General features: G+C 42.3%; 13 protein-coding genes. 6 read left to right on the top strand and 7 right to left on the bottom strand.

The annotated features are described in order from the left end of the window. Positions 1-27 precede the first annotated feature (27 nt). A complete protein-coding gene (locus tag MN869_RS12730) occupies positions 28-1,338 on the bottom strand; it encodes an alpha/beta hydrolase (protein ID WP_216077978.1) in 1,311 nt (436 codons plus the stop codon). Between the two features lie 354 nt (positions 1,339-1,692). Here MN869_RS12730 and MN869_RS12725 point away from each other — a divergent pair, with 354 nt between their 5' ends. The 3 genes from MN869_RS12725 to pta all read left to right on the top strand — a co-directional run bounded on the left by MN869_RS12725 (position 1,693) and on the right by pta (position 6,595). Then, the gene (locus MN869_RS12725) at positions 1,693-2,958 is read left to right on the top strand and encodes a glutamate-5-semialdehyde dehydrogenase (RefSeq protein WP_033134114.1); all 1,266 of its coding nucleotides are present in this window, start codon (positions 1,693-1,695) and stop codon (positions 2,956-2,958) included. Between the two features lie 296 nt (positions 2,959-3,254). Next, positions 3,255-4,430 carry an acetate kinase gene (locus MN869_RS12720; protein WP_243307861.1) on the top strand — a complete coding sequence of 392 codons (1,176 nt, stop codon included), beginning with the start codon at positions 3,255-3,257 and terminating at the stop codon, positions 4,428-4,430. Positions 4,431-4,459: 29 nt separating this feature from the next. Further along, positions 4,460-6,595 carry a phosphate acetyltransferase gene (gene pta / locus MN869_RS12715; RefSeq protein ID WP_243307859.1) on the top strand — a complete coding sequence of 712 codons (2,136 nt, stop codon included), beginning with the start codon at positions 4,460-4,462 and terminating at the stop codon, positions 6,593-6,595. Between the two features lie 49 nt (positions 6,596-6,644). Here the strand turns inward: pta and MN869_RS12710 are convergent, their stop codons facing one another. Together MN869_RS12710 and MN869_RS12705 are read right to left on the bottom strand one after the other, a co-directional pair. Next, positions 6,645-7,256 carry a class I SAM-dependent methyltransferase gene (locus MN869_RS12710; RefSeq protein WP_243307858.1) on the bottom strand — a complete coding sequence of 204 codons (612 nt, stop codon included), beginning with the start codon at positions 7,254-7,256 and terminating at the stop codon, positions 6,645-6,647. 50 nt (positions 7,257-7,306) lie between these two features. Further along, positions 7,307-8,221: a DMT family transporter gene (locus tag MN869_RS12705; RefSeq protein WP_243307856.1), complete on the bottom strand. Its 915-nt coding sequence runs from the start codon at positions 8,219-8,221 to the stop codon at positions 7,307-7,309. Positions 8,222-8,404: 183 nt separating this feature from the next. On the opposite strand from MN869_RS12705, the gene MN869_RS12700 reads away from it, so the two are divergent. From MN869_RS12700 to MN869_RS12690, 3 genes are all read left to right on the top strand, one after another. Further along, positions 8,405-9,265 (top strand): AraC family transcriptional regulator, encoded by an 861-nt coding sequence (locus tag MN869_RS12700; RefSeq protein WP_243307855.1) that lies wholly within the window; start codon positions 8,405-8,407, stop codon positions 9,263-9,265. 148 nt (positions 9,266-9,413) lie between these two features. After that, positions 9,414-10,940: a fumarate hydratase gene (locus MN869_RS12695; protein WP_033134119.1), complete on the top strand. Its 1,527-nt coding sequence runs from the start codon at positions 9,414-9,416 to the stop codon at positions 10,938-10,940. 107 nt (positions 10,941-11,047) lie between these two features. Beyond that, on the top strand, positions 11,048-11,590 hold the full coding sequence (locus tag MN869_RS12690; RefSeq protein ID WP_033134120.1) for a DUF2059 domain-containing protein: 543 nt from the start codon (positions 11,048-11,050) through the stop codon (positions 11,588-11,590). Positions 11,591-11,604: 14 nt separating this feature from the next. On the opposite strand, the gene MN869_RS12685 is transcribed toward MN869_RS12690, so the two are convergent. The 4 genes from MN869_RS12685 to tig form a co-directional block, all read right to left on the bottom strand. Next, the gene (locus MN869_RS12685; RefSeq protein ID WP_033134121.1) at positions 11,605-12,321 is read right to left on the bottom strand and encodes a DUF2846 domain-containing protein; all 717 of its coding nucleotides are present in this window, start codon (positions 12,319-12,321) and stop codon (positions 11,605-11,607) included. 154 nt (positions 12,322-12,475) lie between these two features. Next, entirely contained in the window at positions 12,476-13,786 is a 1,311-nt protein-coding gene (clpX, locus tag MN869_RS12680; RefSeq protein ID WP_243307853.1) for an ATP-dependent Clp protease ATP-binding subunit ClpX, read from the bottom strand. A gap of 42 nt (positions 13,787-13,828) precedes the next feature. After that, positions 13,829-14,434 (bottom strand): ATP-dependent Clp endopeptidase proteolytic subunit ClpP, encoded by a 606-nt coding sequence (gene clpP / locus MN869_RS12675; RefSeq protein ID WP_004775790.1) that lies wholly within the window; start codon positions 14,432-14,434, stop codon positions 13,829-13,831. A gap of 362 nt (positions 14,435-14,796) precedes the next feature. Then, positions 14,797-16,128, bottom strand: a complete 1,332-nt coding sequence (tig, locus tag MN869_RS12670; RefSeq protein WP_243307851.1) for a trigger factor — start codon at positions 16,126-16,128, stop codon at positions 14,797-14,799. Positions 16,129-16,130 lie beyond the last annotated feature (2 nt).

Raw genomic sequence — 16,130 nt, 5'->3', positions numbered from 1 at the left:
CTTCCCTTTTCAAATCTTAGGTTCTCATTAAGCTTGTTTTTGGCGCTCAATAAAACGCGTTAAACGATCAGCAATCTCAAAACTGCCATGTTTAAACAAGATGCGCAGTCCTTGCTCAGTTGCATCAAAGTTTAAACATTCAATTTTAAACTCACCTTCTTCATCAGCTAAATGTAGCGCTAAATCACGAGGATGTTGGCTAACAAAATCAAGCTGTTCAAGATCATTAAGTTTTAAATAAACGCCAAAGAAGGTGATATCGACAACGTTCACTGCCACTTCAGTCACTAAATGACGGTGAGTCAATTTAGTCTGTGGTTGCAAAACAGCAATACGTTCCTCGCCCCGACGTTCAATTTTTTGCATTTGTTCACGCGTCATCGGGATAATACCATCCAGATTATCGATAGATTCCCCTTTCAAAAATGAGGTAAACAAATTCATGGTTTCTTTACGGCGCTGCAATTGTGGGACATGATCTGCATTTGCAATTAAAGCAAACTGCATGTCCTGGCATTGCAAAGCAAAATCAGCATTTTCATGCGGTAAAGTAAAACTGTCGTACTGCCCAGCAGCCACCAAAGTTTTACATTGGGGTACTGGCACATCACTTAAACGCAATAAACGGTTGCAGTTAATTTCATAACGCTCACGTTCAGTTGCACTAAATTCTGCCATTTGTCTGAAGAATAAACGCTTTGCTGTTGGCGACATGCGAGTTTTATCAAGCTTGGCATGATTCACTAAATATAGGATCACCGCCTGACCAAACTCATCCATGCGATCTTCGCGCATTAAATGCAATGATTCTTCCAGCAGCATCCGCCAACTTTTACGCGTCTTCTGCATCACCCCCATCAATACCATACGGTCAATCAATTCGGGACGTTGGTGTGCGAATGACGATGCAACCACCGAACCTAGTGACATCCCCATCATTGAAACCTTCTCAAGTCCAACAATATCCAGCCATTGACCAAGCATTTTAGATAATTCAGGCAGCTCCAAGATTCCAGCAGATTCACCTGTATCAACATTACGAATCTGTTGATTCGCTCCCATTGACGGTAAATCAATGAGAATAACGGGACCACTCTCAAAGAGTTGCTCAACGCAATACTTATAAGAGTTAAAATTTTGAAATGCGCCCCCGACAATTACAATCGGCGTGTTGTAGATCGTTTTCGGATCTGCAATTGCCATATATTCAATTTTCCAACCATCGATCCACGTGGTACGCGCTGGCTGTTTAAAACTGTTTTTATTGTAAATGTCGAAAAAACCAAAGCCTGTGTAGGTATGATTTATATCCGAGTCCATTTGGATAATGGAATTCATGTCCTTCCTCCATCCTTGTTTATTTTTTTGTTGCAAGCATCTCATTTTCAGCGAATTCAACTTGCAAGTTAACAAATTTATAAAATTTGTATTACATTTATCCTATACTTTTTCATTCTATACATATGCACGTTTTATACGCAATCATTTCCTTAACCACTTATCTTGTTTAAAGCACTAATCTTTTGCAAAATATGTAATCTTGGCTTTATATTCAATATCTTCATCGCACTAAAATAAAAACTTTTATGCCAATTAACGCTTGATAATTTTTTGAATTGTCAGTTCAGCCTATTCATTGTTCAGCATTTGACTGTTACTATCTTTATAAATACATGCAAATATCAAAATGCTATGCAAGACTCTATTCAAGACTACATGCAACAGGTTGGTACTCAAGCGCGTCAAGCGTCTCGTGTTTTAACGAGTGCATCGACCCATTTGAAAAACCACGCCTTGTCTGCAATTTATACGGCTTTAGAAAATAATCAAGCACAAATTTTAGCAGCCAATCAAATTGATATGGACAGTGGTCGCCAACGTCAATTGGACACTGCTTTACTCGATCGTTTAGAACTTACCCCTGCTCGTTTTAAAGGTATGCTGCAAGGGCTCAAAGATGTGATTGCCTTGGTTGATCCGATTGGAGAGATTACCGATCTTGCCTATCGTCCGTCAGGGATTCAACTTGGAAAAATGCGCGTGCCTTTAGGTGTGATTGGCATGATCTATGAATCAAGACCGAACGTTACCCTTGAAGCAGCATCATTGGCTTTAAAATCAGGCAATGCGATTATTTTACGTGGCGGATCAGAAGCACTTGAATCCAATAAAGCCATCGCAACTGCGATCCAACATGGTCTACAGATTTCAGGCTTGCCAGAACATGCGGTTCAAGTGATTGATACGCCTGATCGCGCCGCAGTGGGTCACCTGATTACCATGACTGAATTCGTGGATGTGATTGTGCCGCGTGGTGGTAAAAGCTTGATCGAACGAATCAGCAATGAAGCACGTATTCCAGTCATTAAACATCTAGATGGCAACTGCCATGTATTTGTTGAAGCACAAGCGGATTTGCAAAAAGCCTTACCGATTGCGCTCAATTCCAAAACGCATCGTTATGGTGTGTGTAATGCCATGGAAACTTTATTGGTCGATGAAGCGATTGCTGAGGAATTCTTGCCACGCATTGCCGAACTTTATGCTGAAAAACAGGTTGAATTACGCGGTTGCGCTGAAACCCAACGTATTTTAGGTGTATCAGTGAAAACGGCGACAGAGGAGGATTGGTATACCGAATATCTCGGTCCAATTCTTGCGATTAAAGTGGTCACTGGTATGGATGAAGCGATTGAGCATATCAATAAATATGGTTCACACCATACCGATGCGATTATTACCGAAAACTTTAGTCTAGCCCGTGAGTTCTTAGCGCGTGTGGATTCAAGCTCAGTCATGATTAATGCTTCAACCCGCTTCGCTGATGGCTTTGAATATGGTTTAGGTGCAGAAATTGGCATTTCAACCGATAAAATCCATGCCCGTGGTCCAGTTGGCCTTGAAGGTTTAACCTCGCAAAAATGGATTGTATTTGGCGACGGTCAAATCCGCCAATAATAAAACCGAGCATTTGAACACAGAAACACGATAAAGGCCATTCATTTGATCTTTATCGTGTTTTTTATATATTTACATACAAAAATAATGATAAAACCAACAGATCAATCAAAAGAATCAAGCATTTCCAATCTATACTGAATAGGTTGAATTATAAACGGGTTGTATAGGCTAAAGTCTATCTTCGCCAAGACGACATCCCATGTTAAAACATTGCGCTTGATTCCACTGCCTCATGCGTTGCAGCAAAATCAAGATGTTCATCATAAAATTTAAAATCTGTTAGGTGTTCAAACGTGGCTATATCTGTATTAGTAATTAACTGTGGTTCATCATCAATCAAATACGCACTCATTTCTGAACGTCGTGAAGATCGTATTTACGGTTTGGCAGAAAACCTGGGCGCAGCAGATGCCCGTATCAAAGGCATCACGCTTGGGGGCGAACCACTGGAACTTTCAATTCCCTATGCAGATCATGCCAAAGCGCTTGAAACTTTATTGGCGCGTTTAGCCAACTATAACCCGCAAGCGATTGGACACCGTGTCGTTCACGGCGGCGACATCACCAAAGCAGAATTGCTTACACCTGAACTGGTTGAGCGTATTGAAGCAGCAACACCTCTTGCACCATTGCACAATCCTGCCCATTTGATTGGAATTGAAGCCACCATGCGCTTATTCCCTCAATTGCCTCAGGTGGCTGTATTCGATACCGCCTTCCACCAAACCATGCCTGAGCGTGCCTATCGCTATGCCCTACCACAATTTTTATATACAGCGCACCAAGTTCGTCGCTATGGTTTTCATGGCACTAGCCATGCCTATGTGACCGAACGTGCCAGCGAATTGGCAGGTCATAAAAATGAAGGTGGCTGGCTCAGTGCACACTTGGGCAATGGCAGTTCGACTTGTGCCGTCTGGAATGGTCATAGCGTCGATACCTCAATGGGGATGACGCCACTTGAAGGCGTGGTGATGGGCACACGTAGCGGCGATGTCGATCCAAGTTTACATTTGTTCCTTGCCAGTAATTTGGGTTGGGATATCCAGAAAATTGACAGCATGCTGAATAAAGAAAGTGGCTTATTGGGATTATCAGGTTTATCCAACGATATGCGTACCTTGGTTGAAGCCTCTGAAAATGGTCATGAAGGTGCAACCCTAGCCATTGAAGTGTTCTGCTATCGCTTAGCCAAATCTTTATCGGCTTTGAGTTGCGGTCTACCACGTTTAGATGGTTTAGTCTTTACAGGTGGTATTGGCGAAAACTCGGCTTATGTCCGTGAAAAAACTTTAGGCTATTTAGCTCACTTTGGCTTGCAGTTTAGCAAAGAGAAAAATAATGCTTTAGCTCGTGGCACAGAAGGTCGTATCGACAATGGTGCAGGTCCACAAATCTGGGTGATTCCAACTGATGAAGAAGGTCGTATTGCCAAAGAAACACGCCAAGTACTTGAACATACGATTTAATCAAAATATTAGACAATTTTAAGGTCACTATGAATACGATTTTACTCATCCCCACAGGTGAAGGTGTCGGCTTAACTTCAGCCTGCTTAGGTATGATCTACGCTTTAGATTGCAAAGGGATCAATGCGGGTTTTTTAAAACCCTATTCTCAAATAGCAGACACCACGGTTGACCGTACCACGACACTCTATCGCCATTTATTTCAGCATAAATCTGCTGAGCCAATCACCTATGAGCGACTAACACAACTGATTGCCTTGGGTGAAACCGATGAATTACTTGAGGAGGCGGTTGCACTACACCGTCAAATTTCAGCTGATCATGATGTGATTATCGTTGAAGGTTTGGTTCCGAATGGACAAGATCATTTTGTCAGTGAAATCAATGCCGCACTTGCACAAGCACTGGATGCACAAGTGGTATTGGTCAGCACCGCTGATTTAGCAGACCCACGCAAAACCGCAGAAAGAGTCGATGCACACTTACGTCAGTTTGGTGGTGCAGCTTCGGCACGCACCACAGGTGTATTGTTTATGCGGACCAAAGGCTTGCCTGAGGGTACGGCTGAAATTCCGGTCACACTTGATCCAAGTCTACGCCTTGATCAACACATCAATGCATTTGCACTGGAATTACAACGTTATAACCGCTTTATGGGAACTGATGAACTCCCAATTATCGGACTTGTTCCATTCAGCAATACCCTCAGCGTGCCACGTAGTTTAGATATCGCTCCAATCATCAATGGCACATGGTTGCATCAAGGTGAGGCCAAACAACGGCGTATTTTGCATACCAGTTTAATTGCATCGAATATCGAATCAGAACTGCATAAATTTGTTGCGGGTGAATTGATTATTAGCGCATCACAACGCACCGATGCGATCTTGGCTGCAAGTCTTGCCAGCAGTAATGGTACGCCGCTCGCGGGTCTGGTTTTAACCGAGCAAGCTGCGCCAGCAAGCAATGTGCTTGAGTTCTGCCAAAGTGCGATTAAACAAGGTTTACCGATCTTACATACACCTTTAGATACCTTAGAAACAGCACAACTACTGCATCGCTTTGGCAATGAAATTCCAATTGATGATACTGAACGTGCAGAGCAAGTCACCCGTTTCGTGTCGAGTCATTTGGATAGCAATTGGCTGGATCAACATACCCAGAACAACCTACATCCGCGCTTATCGCCTTCAGCATTCCGTTACGAGTTGGTACAGAAATCCATTGCTGCAAAAAAACGTATCGTCCTGCCAGAGGGTGATGAACCACGTACCGTACAAGCGGCTGTGATTTGTCAAACCCGCGGCATTGCACAGTGTATTTTATTGGCAAAGCCTGAATCGGTTGCCGAAGTGGCGAAAGCACGCGGTATTCAGTTGCCCGATGATTTACAAATTATTGACCCGGATACTATTCGTGATCAATATATCGAACCGATGGTAGAACTGCGTAAAGGTAAGCTTGATGCACTACAAGCCAAAGCACAATTGCAAGATACCGTGGTACTCGGCACCATGATGTTGGCACTCGATCAAGTCGATGGTTTGGTATCTGGTGCGATTCATACCACTGCCAACACCGTACGCCCTGCATTCCAGCTGATTAAGACGGCTCCGAATTACTCACTGGTCTCATCCATTTTCTTTATGTTGTTGCCTGATGAAGTCTATGTCTATGGTGACTGTGCGATTAACCCAGATCCGAATGCAGAACAACTTGCTGAGATTGCGATTCAATCGGCAGATTCAGCCAAGGCCTTTGGTCTAGATCCACGCATTGCCATGATCAGCTATTCTACTGGCACATCTGGCACAGGCGCTGATGTCGAGAAAGTAGCTGAAGCGACTAAAATCGCACAACAACGTCGTCCAGATTTACTCATCGACGGGCCATTACAATACGATGCTGCCTCGGTTGAAAGTGTTGGTCGCCAAAAAGCACCGGACTCGCAAGTAGCAGGACGTGCCAATGTATTTATTTTCCCTGATCTAAATACAGGTAATACCACCTATAAAGCGGTACAACGTGCTGCCAATGTTGTGAGTGTCGGCCCAATGCTACAAGGTTTAAATAAACCTGTGAATGACTTGTCTCGTGGTGCTTTGGTCGATGATATTGTATTTACCATTGCCTTGACTGCGATTCAGGCGAAGCAGCAGGATTAAGCCACTATTCGATTGAAATAAAAAAGCCCTTTAGATTGAAAGGGCTTTTTCATGAGTGGTATTGAGCCAACCAGATGGTATGTCCCGTACATTCAACATCTTCAGCAATCATTTTAATCAGCTTAAACCCATTGTCTTGCAGCAAAGTCTGATACTCCTCTGCTGAGAGACTGGCATGGTACAGTGGCTCTCCACCGAGTTCACCAATTGCCTCGCCCTGCGCAGGACCACTACTAAACATTAAAGCTGTACCTGATTGTGCATATTCGGCAAAACGTTTAAACATGTTGCGTTGATCATCTTGGGTGAAGTGGAAGAAACTATCCCACGCAACAATCCCCTGAAACTTTTGTTCAGTAAAGTACTCCCGAAAATCTTGCTGCACCCAGACCTGTTCAGGGAAAGACTGCCGTGCCATTTCAATCATATGTTCGGAAGCATCAACACCTGTTACCTGATGTCCTTGAGCAATAAAATAGGCAGCAATTGGTTGAGCTGAACCACAACCTAAATCCAAAATACTGGCCGAGCTTGGCAGCAACGTTAGAAAACGATCGAGCCAGACCTTCTCAGACAGAAGCTTTCCTCGTAATTCAATCCATTCACGAGCATACTTCTGATAGAGTTCAATAATATGCTGCGCTAGATGTTCCTGTACCATATCATTGCCTATTATGAGTCATTCTTTTTTTAAAGCGATTGAGCAAAATCTTAACAAGATTCTGGCTTATTTAATGTCTGAATTTTCTTGGTTTGCGGTCCTTTTACAAAGAAAATCGCATTCCCACATAGGATCAAAATCACCCCGATCACCGCATTCATGTGCCAGTGATAATCCTCCCATACCGTCGAAATCACCAGTGCGACCAAAGGAAATAATAAGGTGCTATAGGCCGCTTTACCTGCACCAATCCGTCCGACCAAATAGAAATAGGCGGTAAAACCTATCACCGACCCAAAGATCGCGAGATACAGTAAAGCACTGATTGCACTGAATTGCATGCTTGGAAAAAACTCATCCTGTCTAAACCATGAGATCAAGGCCATCAGCAGTGAGCCATACAACATACCGTAAGCATTGGTGGTAAAAATATCCAACCCATGTTTTTGATGGCGTGTACTGATCATATTGCCCAAAGAGAAACCATAAGTGCCTAGGATACATAGCCCAATACCAATCAATGTATTGCGATTTAAAGTGGTGCCCACCACGTCATGCCAAAACAAGGCAATAATCCCGAGTACACCTAATAAGGCCGCAGGATAAAAGCGTGTCGACACCTGCTGGGCAAAGAAGAGTTTGGCATTGATGGTATTGAAAATCACCGCCATGGAAAAAATCACGGCCTCTAAACCACTACTGATATATTGCACCGCATAATAAAAACAGACGAAGTTAAAACCAAAAATACAGCAAGCCTGTAACATACAAAATAGATGATCTTTAGCCGCCAGTTTCTGCAACTTTCGACTTAAAGCAACGAAGGCAAATAACACCATGGCAGAAATAAAAAAACGCCAGAACACCGCCACACTGGCTGATATCCCACTTTGTTGTTGCAGGCTAATCGCAATCCATGTGGTTCCCCAAATCACCACAACCAACGCATATAACAGCGCATTCATATCATTAGAACCAAACTCAATTACTTCAACGACTATTTTGCTGCTTTTGCGGCCATGATTACTTGCACCATCTTGCGGTGATTGTCATGGATTTGCGTTTTTCTAGATTTTTTTTGACCAGATGACAAAACTGGCTGAAAGTTCTACACTTAACTGGATCATATTTGGCACTGCGTATAGAAGATGAAATATCAGATTCTAGATCAATTACAGCAATATAAAGCGCAATTGCTCGACTCGGTAGAACTGGGTTCAGGCATGCAGTTGGCCATGTGGCAAAATAACCAAGACCGTGTCAGCGTCTGTAGCAATCACCACACCTTGAGTATGTATATTCAGGGCGGTTATGAAAGCTATCAAAAAACCCAACAGGGCTGGCACAATGGCGGCGGCCCTGACCGTATGTGCCTGATGCCACAAGATTTCGAGTCGACTTGGGATCTCCGTGATCCACTCACCTTCGTACATCTGTATTACACTGAACAACACTTACAACGGGTGGCCGAACAAGTCTGGGATCGCGAACCCAGCCAAATCATTTTAAATCCACAAATTTTTGTGGCTGACCCACAAATTTCCATGATCTATCGGCATTTTTTACTCAATGGTGCATGGCAAGATCGTGAAAACCATTTGCAGATGAGTACCGCAACGACACTATTACTCAATCATCTGATCAAAAATTATAGTCATGCGCAATGGCAAGCGCCTGAAGTCAAAGGGGGGCTCTCGCCTTATGTGCTTAAGCAATTATTGGAATGGATTGATCAACATCTCCATTTGAGTCTGACCTTGTCTGATCTGGCTCAACAAGCGCAACTCAGTGAATATCATTTTGCGCATATGTTTAAACAATCGATGCAGATGCCACCGCATCAATATGTGATGCAGCGCCGTCTTGAGCGTGCTCGTCAAGCACTGGAACAGACCACAACGAATCTGACAGAGATCGCAGTACAATATGGATTTAGCTCCAGCAGCCATTTTAGCCATCGCTTTAAGAAACAGTTTGGCTATAGTCCATCTCAACTGAGAAAAAACTAAAATCCAAAGCACATCTTTTGTTGCTGCGATTTAGATCAAAGCTTCGCTTTAGACCTTTAGCCAAATCTAAGCTAAAACTCCCACATTCATTCCTTTTTGTCATATAATTTAGCCCGCCAGCTAATCGCCCGCTCAAGAGAAATTTGATATGACAACGATCATCAAACAAGATGACTTGATTACATCAATCAAGGATGCCCTGCAGTTTATTTCTTACTATCACCCACAAGACTTCATCCAAGCGATGAGCCGTGCTTACGATCGTGAAGAAAACAAAGCTGCAAAAGATGCTATTGCCCAAATCCTGATCAACTCACGTATGTGTGCTGAAGGTCACCGACCAATCTGTCAGGATACAGGGATTGTTAACGTTTTCCTTGAAGTCGGCTTAGATGTTAAATTTGATTTAAGCATGAGCTTAGATGATGCAGTCAACGAAGGTGTACGCCAAGGTTATCTAGAGAACTCAAACGTCCTTCGTGCATCGGTTTTAGCAGATCCAGCTTTTGGTCGTAAAAACACCAAAGATAACACCCCTGCCGTGATTCACTACAAACTCGTTCCTGGTAATAAAGTTGATATTACCGTTGCAGCAAAGGGTGGTGGTTCAGAAAATAAATCTAAACTTGCGATGTTAAACCCATCTGATTCAATCGTGGATTGGGTACTTAAAACTGTTCCAACTATGGGTGCAGGTTGGTGTCCACCAGGTATGCTCGGTATTGGTATCGGGGGTACTGCTGAAAAAGCCATGATGCTTGCAAAAGAAGCACTTATGGAAGAAATCAACATGGACGAATTACTTCGTCGTGGCCCACAAAGCAAAATGGAAGAACTCCGTATCGAGATCTTCGAGAAAGTGAATGCATTGGGTATTGGTGCACAGGGTCTTGGTGGTTTAACCACAGTCCTTGATATTAAAATCAAGGATTATCCGTGCCATGCGGCGGGTAAGCCAGTCGGTATGATTCCGAACTGTGCCGCGACTCGTCACGCCCACTTCCAATTAGATGGTACTGGTGTTGCACATATTCAAGCACCAAAACTTGAAGATTACCCGGCAGTCACTTGGGATTCTTCTCAATCGAAGCGTGTCAACCTAGATACCATTACTCAAGAAGAAATGAATGCTTGGAAGCCAGGCGATACCTTATTATTGAACGGTACCATTTATACAGGTCGTGATGCTGCACATAAGCGCATGGTTGACATGTTAAATAATGGTGAAGAACTTCCAGTCGACTTAAAAGGTAAATTCATTTACTACGTGGGTCCAGTCGATCCAGTTGGCGATGAAGTTGTTGGTCCTGCTGGCCCAACCACTGCAACCCGTATGGATAAGTTCACTCGTCAAGTGTTAGAAGCAACTGGCTTATTCGGTATGATTGGTAAAGCAGACCGTGGTCCTGCTGCAATTGAAGCGATCAAAGACAATCAAGCAACTTACTTGATGGCTGTGGGTGGTGCTGCTTACCTCGTGTCTAAAGCAGTTCGTGAGGCTGAAGTGGTTGCTTTTGCAGACTTAGGTATGGAAGCAATCTACAAATTCGTGGTTGAAGATATGCCTGTCTCTGTTGCGGTTGATGTCAATGGTACTTCAATCCATGCCACTGCACCAAAAATCTGGCAAGCAAAAATCGGTAAGATTCCAGTGGTTGATGCAGCTGCGTCATAAATAATATTCATACAATTCAAATAGCCGAATCATCGTATTTGGCTATTTTTTTGCCTACTGCTTCTGCTAAATTATAAAAAAGACGAGAACAATAAGGCGGTCTATAGATGAATAAATACATGTTCAACCTAATGATTGGACTTTGCCTTCTCGGTAGCATACAAAGTGCATTTGCAACTCCCGCCCAAAGTAAATCCGTCAAAGAACTGATCAAACTGAGTGAGCTCGAAAATGTTTTAAATACCTCACTCGATGAAATGCAGCCGACACTCGATCTTGAAGCTGAAAATATTTTATTACGAGTCTTAGGAAAAGAAGCACTCACCACAACACAAGAACATCTTGCTGTGTTGGAATTAAGCCAATTATTAAAAGAAACCAGTTCAAAAGTCTTTGCTCGCCCCGAAACTATTCGGGCAATAGAGAAGATTTATGCAGACACCCTGAGCGAAGAAGAAATACAAGCCTATTTGAAATTCTTAAAAACACCTGAAGGTAAATCGATCAATCAAAAAACATTGCAAATCAGTACCCATGTTTTTCAGTACATGAGTAATTTAAGCCAAAAAACCCTAAATGATCCAGAACAGAGCTCGCAATTAAAAGAGCAGTTCCTCACCATCATTAAACCTTTAATTCAAGATGAGTAACTGCTCAAGCAAACCTACCAAGTCAATGGATTCCAAAGCTTAAATGGCTTAACCAAATGCACTTCTGACTTCTCATCATACTTTTCTGGTTTTAATTCTTGAGGTTTTGAACGAACCTTGCCCGATGCATCTTGAGCGACAAAGTTATAGCTGGAAGACTTTAACCGTGTGAATGCGATTTCCTGATGCGCCACCTTGTCAGGCGTAATCATAAATGGGCCTGTATGCTCGCTACGAGAAATCTTATTTTCCTCATCATATTTGATGAAATAGGTCTGTGCAGCATCCACTGTAAAGTCAAGATATTTCGGCTTTTGGAAATGTAATCCAGCCAATGGACGGCTTACACTCAAACGATAAGTTCCAGCAGGCAGTTCAACCCAGTAATAATGATTATGTAATAAACTCGGAATACGATGCCCATTGATAAATAAATTGGCCGCAGCAATTTCCTGACGGTTCCAACGTGTATCTGGACGGTATAAATAGACCACCGCAGCTTGTTCATTTTGCGGTTTGATTGGTGCGTAATATTGGCCTAACTTTTGATTAACCCAACCACCAACAGAGAAGCCACCCACATGATATTGATCAAATAGACCTGGTTCTTTTTCAGTATCGACAGCTGGTAAGGTTGCAGTCAGTGCGGTTGGTTTTTCTTCAACTGTCTTATGACTTTGACAGCCAGCCAATACCCCAGCACAACATAATGACAATATTAAATAACGCATGACATCCCTCAAGGCGTTTTCTTGGATTTATTTTTAACAGCGCAAAACTATGCACATTTTTTCAATTTTTTAAGATTAACACCTCAACGCCTAATTGCAAATAAAAAAAGCATGAAAAGCCAAGCCTTTCATGCTTTTTTTAGATGAATGAGAATTAGGCTGATTTAGAATCAATCACCTTCAAATCCTTCTTTTCAGTTGCTTCTGGCGTACCCACTTGTGGTAAACGCTCTGCTTTGAATGTTGGTTTAGCCGTACCATTAATGACAGCTTCATTCAAAATAACAGTACCCACATCCGTACGGCTTGGTAAGTCATACATCGTTTCAAGTAATACGTTTTCCAGAATAGAACGTAAACCACGCGCACCAGTATTACGTTCAAGTGCTTTCTTCGCCACGGCACGTAATGCAGACTCTTCAAAGACAAGATCCACATTTTCCATGGTGAATAGGTATTGATATTGGCGTGTTAATGCATTTTTAGGCTCTGTCAGAATCTGCATTAATGCTTCTTCATCCAGCTCTTCCAAAGTTGCAATCACTGGCAAACGACCGATAAATTCAGGAATCAAACCGAATTTAACTAGATCCGTTGCTTCAACTTGACGGAACAACTCAGAGACTTTTTTACTGTCATCTTTATTCTTCACATCTGCAGTGAAACCAATCCCACCTTTCTCTTGGCGCTGCTGTACGATTTTTTCCAGACCAGAGAATGCACCACCACAAATGAACAGAATATTGGCTGTATCAATCTGGATGAATTCTTGCTGCGGGTGCTTACGACCACCTTGTGGTGGAATAGAGGCAACCGTACCTTCAATCATTTTTAATAATGCTTGTTGTACGCCTTCACCAGACACATCACGGGTAATTGAAGGATTTTCAGATTTACGGGTAATCTTATCAATCTCATCAATATAGATAATGCCCTTTTGCGCTTTTTCTACATCGTAATCGGCTTTTTGCAATAACTTCTGCACGATGTTTTCAACATCTTCACCCACATAACCTGCTTCGGTTAAAGTGGTTGCATCTGCCATCGCAAATGGAACATCAAGCAAACGCGCAAGTGTTTGTGCAAGTAATGTTTTACCTGAACCTGTCGGTCCAATCAGCAAAATATTACTTTTTGCGATTTCAATCTCTTGATGCCCGTTCGTCGACTGGCCTACTTTTAAACGCTTATAGTGGTTATAGACCGCAACAGATAAGGTTTTCTTCGCAACATCTTGTCCAATCACATATTGGTCCAAGGCAGCACGTATTTCATGTGGTTTTGGCAGGGCTTTGGTTGCCCAATCGCCTGCTTCAACTTGTTGACTGGTTTGAACGAGATCTAAGCAGACATCTACACACTCATTACAAATATATGCGTCCTCACCAGCAATCAATTTTCCAACTTCAGATTGCGTCTTACCACAAAATGAACAATGTTTTTGTCCTTGAGGATGTTCGGACATATTTACTCCACAACTTAAATCTTAAACTTAGGTCCTAAAAAATCAGGGACGTTTACTCAGTACTTCATCGACTAAACCATATTCTTTGGCTGCTTGTGCAGTCATGAAATTATCACGATCTGTATCACGTGCAACGGTCTCGTAATCTTGGCCACTATGTTCAGCCATTAAGCGATTTAAACGCTCTTTAATGAATAGAATTTCACGCGCGTGAATTTCAATATCAGAGGCCTGACCACGGAAACCACCTAAAGGTTGGTGAATCATCACACGTGCATTTTCAAGACAGTAACGTTTGCCTTTTGCACCCGCATTCAATAAGAATGCACCCATTGATGCTGCTTGTCCCATACAGTAGGTCACAACATCTGGTTTGATAAACTGCATGGTATCGTAAATCGCCATACCTGCCGTCACCGAGCCGCCTGGTGAATTGATATAAAGATGAATATCTTTTTCTGGATTTTCTGCTTCAAGAAATAACATCTGCGCAACGATTAAGTTCGCCATGTTATCTTCAACTTCACCCGTTAAGAAAATAACACGCTCACGTAATAGACGTGAAAAAATATCGAATGAACGCTCACCGCGAGATGATTGTTCAACGACAACAGGAACTAAAGCATTTTCAATTGTTGGAACATACATACGTTTACTTATTCCTAAATTATTGTGACTCGATCTATGCCAACAATATGAGGGATAATCAATGAAATTGCAAAAGTTTCAATCTGAAATATTCGATTATTTAGACTAAAATCTGGCAATTTTTCGACAAATTAACACTTTGCTAACAGAGGGTTTGCAGACTTTACATCGAGACTCTAAGCAAGGGAGATTTTCTGATGATGCACAGCATGGTTTATTAAATTTCACACCTATGCTTAAAGCTCTGCAAGCCAAAGTCTTACTGTTTTAAATCATCATGAAATACAGCATTCAAAATGCCTAAAGAAAAAGGCGCATTAAGCGCCTTTTTCTTGAATTTCTTGAATCAACTTTTTAAAAGATTAGCCACGGCGAGCTTGTTGTTCTTTCAATAAGTCTTCATAGCTGATCGCAACATCTTTTACTTTAGCTGCAGCTAAGATGTGATCAACAACTTGGTCTTCTAACACAACAGCTTCGATTTGAGCACGTTGTTGTTGGTCATTTTTGAAGTATTCAACCACTTCTGTTGGATCTTCATAAGAAGAAGCCATGTCATCGATATAAGCATTAACACGTGCTTGATCAACTTCAAGTTTAGCGTCAGCCAATACTTTGCTTACCAATACGCCAAGCTTAACTGATTTTTCAGCTTGTTCTTTGAACAATTCATCAGGAAGCATGCTGCTGTCAAATGCGCCTGCACCTTGAGCACCAAACTGTTGAGTGAACTGTTGGATCATTTGTTGACGTTGACGGTCAATTTCTTGAGCAACCATAGAAGTAGGAACTTCAATTTCGTTTGCAGCAACAAGCGCATCAAATGCAGCTTGTTTAACTTGGTTACGAAGACCGTTGCGAACTTCACGTTCCATATTCTTACGAACGTCAGCTTTTAACTTGTCTAAGCCTTCTTCTTCAGTCAAACCAAAGATTTTTAAGAATTCAGCATCGATTTCTGGAAGTTTTGCTTTTTCAACTTGCTTCACGGTGATTTTGAATTGAGCCGCTTTACCCGCTAAGTTTTCAGCTTGGTAATCTTCAGGGAAAGTCACGTCAATCACTTTCTCTTCGCCAGCTTTCATTCCAACGATACCGTCTTCAAAGCCAGGAATCATACGACCTGAACCAAGTACAAGTTTAAAGTCTTCAGCAGCACCACCTTCAAACTTCTCGCCTTCAACAGTACCTTCGAAGTCGAAAGTTACTTGCATGTCTTTCTTCGCCATACCTTTAGTTACAGCCCAAGTTTGACGTTGTTTTTGCAAGTTTTCGATCATGACATCAACGTCTTTGTCGTTGATTTCTGATGCTTTACGTTCAACTTCCAAGTCAGCAAAAGCTTTCACTTCTACTTCTGGATAAACTTCTACAGTTGCTTCAAAAACTAAAGCATCATCTTTGTTTTCAACTTTTTCAATGTTCGGCATGCCGACCGCATTGATTTTTTCTTGTTGAATTGCTTCAAATACGCTGTCACGAATGATGTCATTCACAACTTCTTGATAAATGCCCGCACCATATTCACGGCGAACAACATTCAAAGGCACTTTACCTGGACGGAAGCCGTTGATCTTCACAGTTTTGGCAGTGCGTTGTAAGCGAGCTTCAAACTGCTCGTTAACACGGCTCGTCGGTACAGAAACATTTAAACGACGGGCAACGCCCGAAACCGCTTCAGTCGTTACTTGCATGG

Source organism: Acinetobacter sp. NIPH1876, assembly GCF_022808535.1.
Lineage (GTDB): Bacteria > Pseudomonadota > Gammaproteobacteria > Pseudomonadales > Moraxellaceae > Acinetobacter > Acinetobacter higginsii.
The sequence above is the reverse complement of the archived record's forward strand: the minus strand, read 5'-3'. Positions and strand labels throughout refer to the sequence as shown.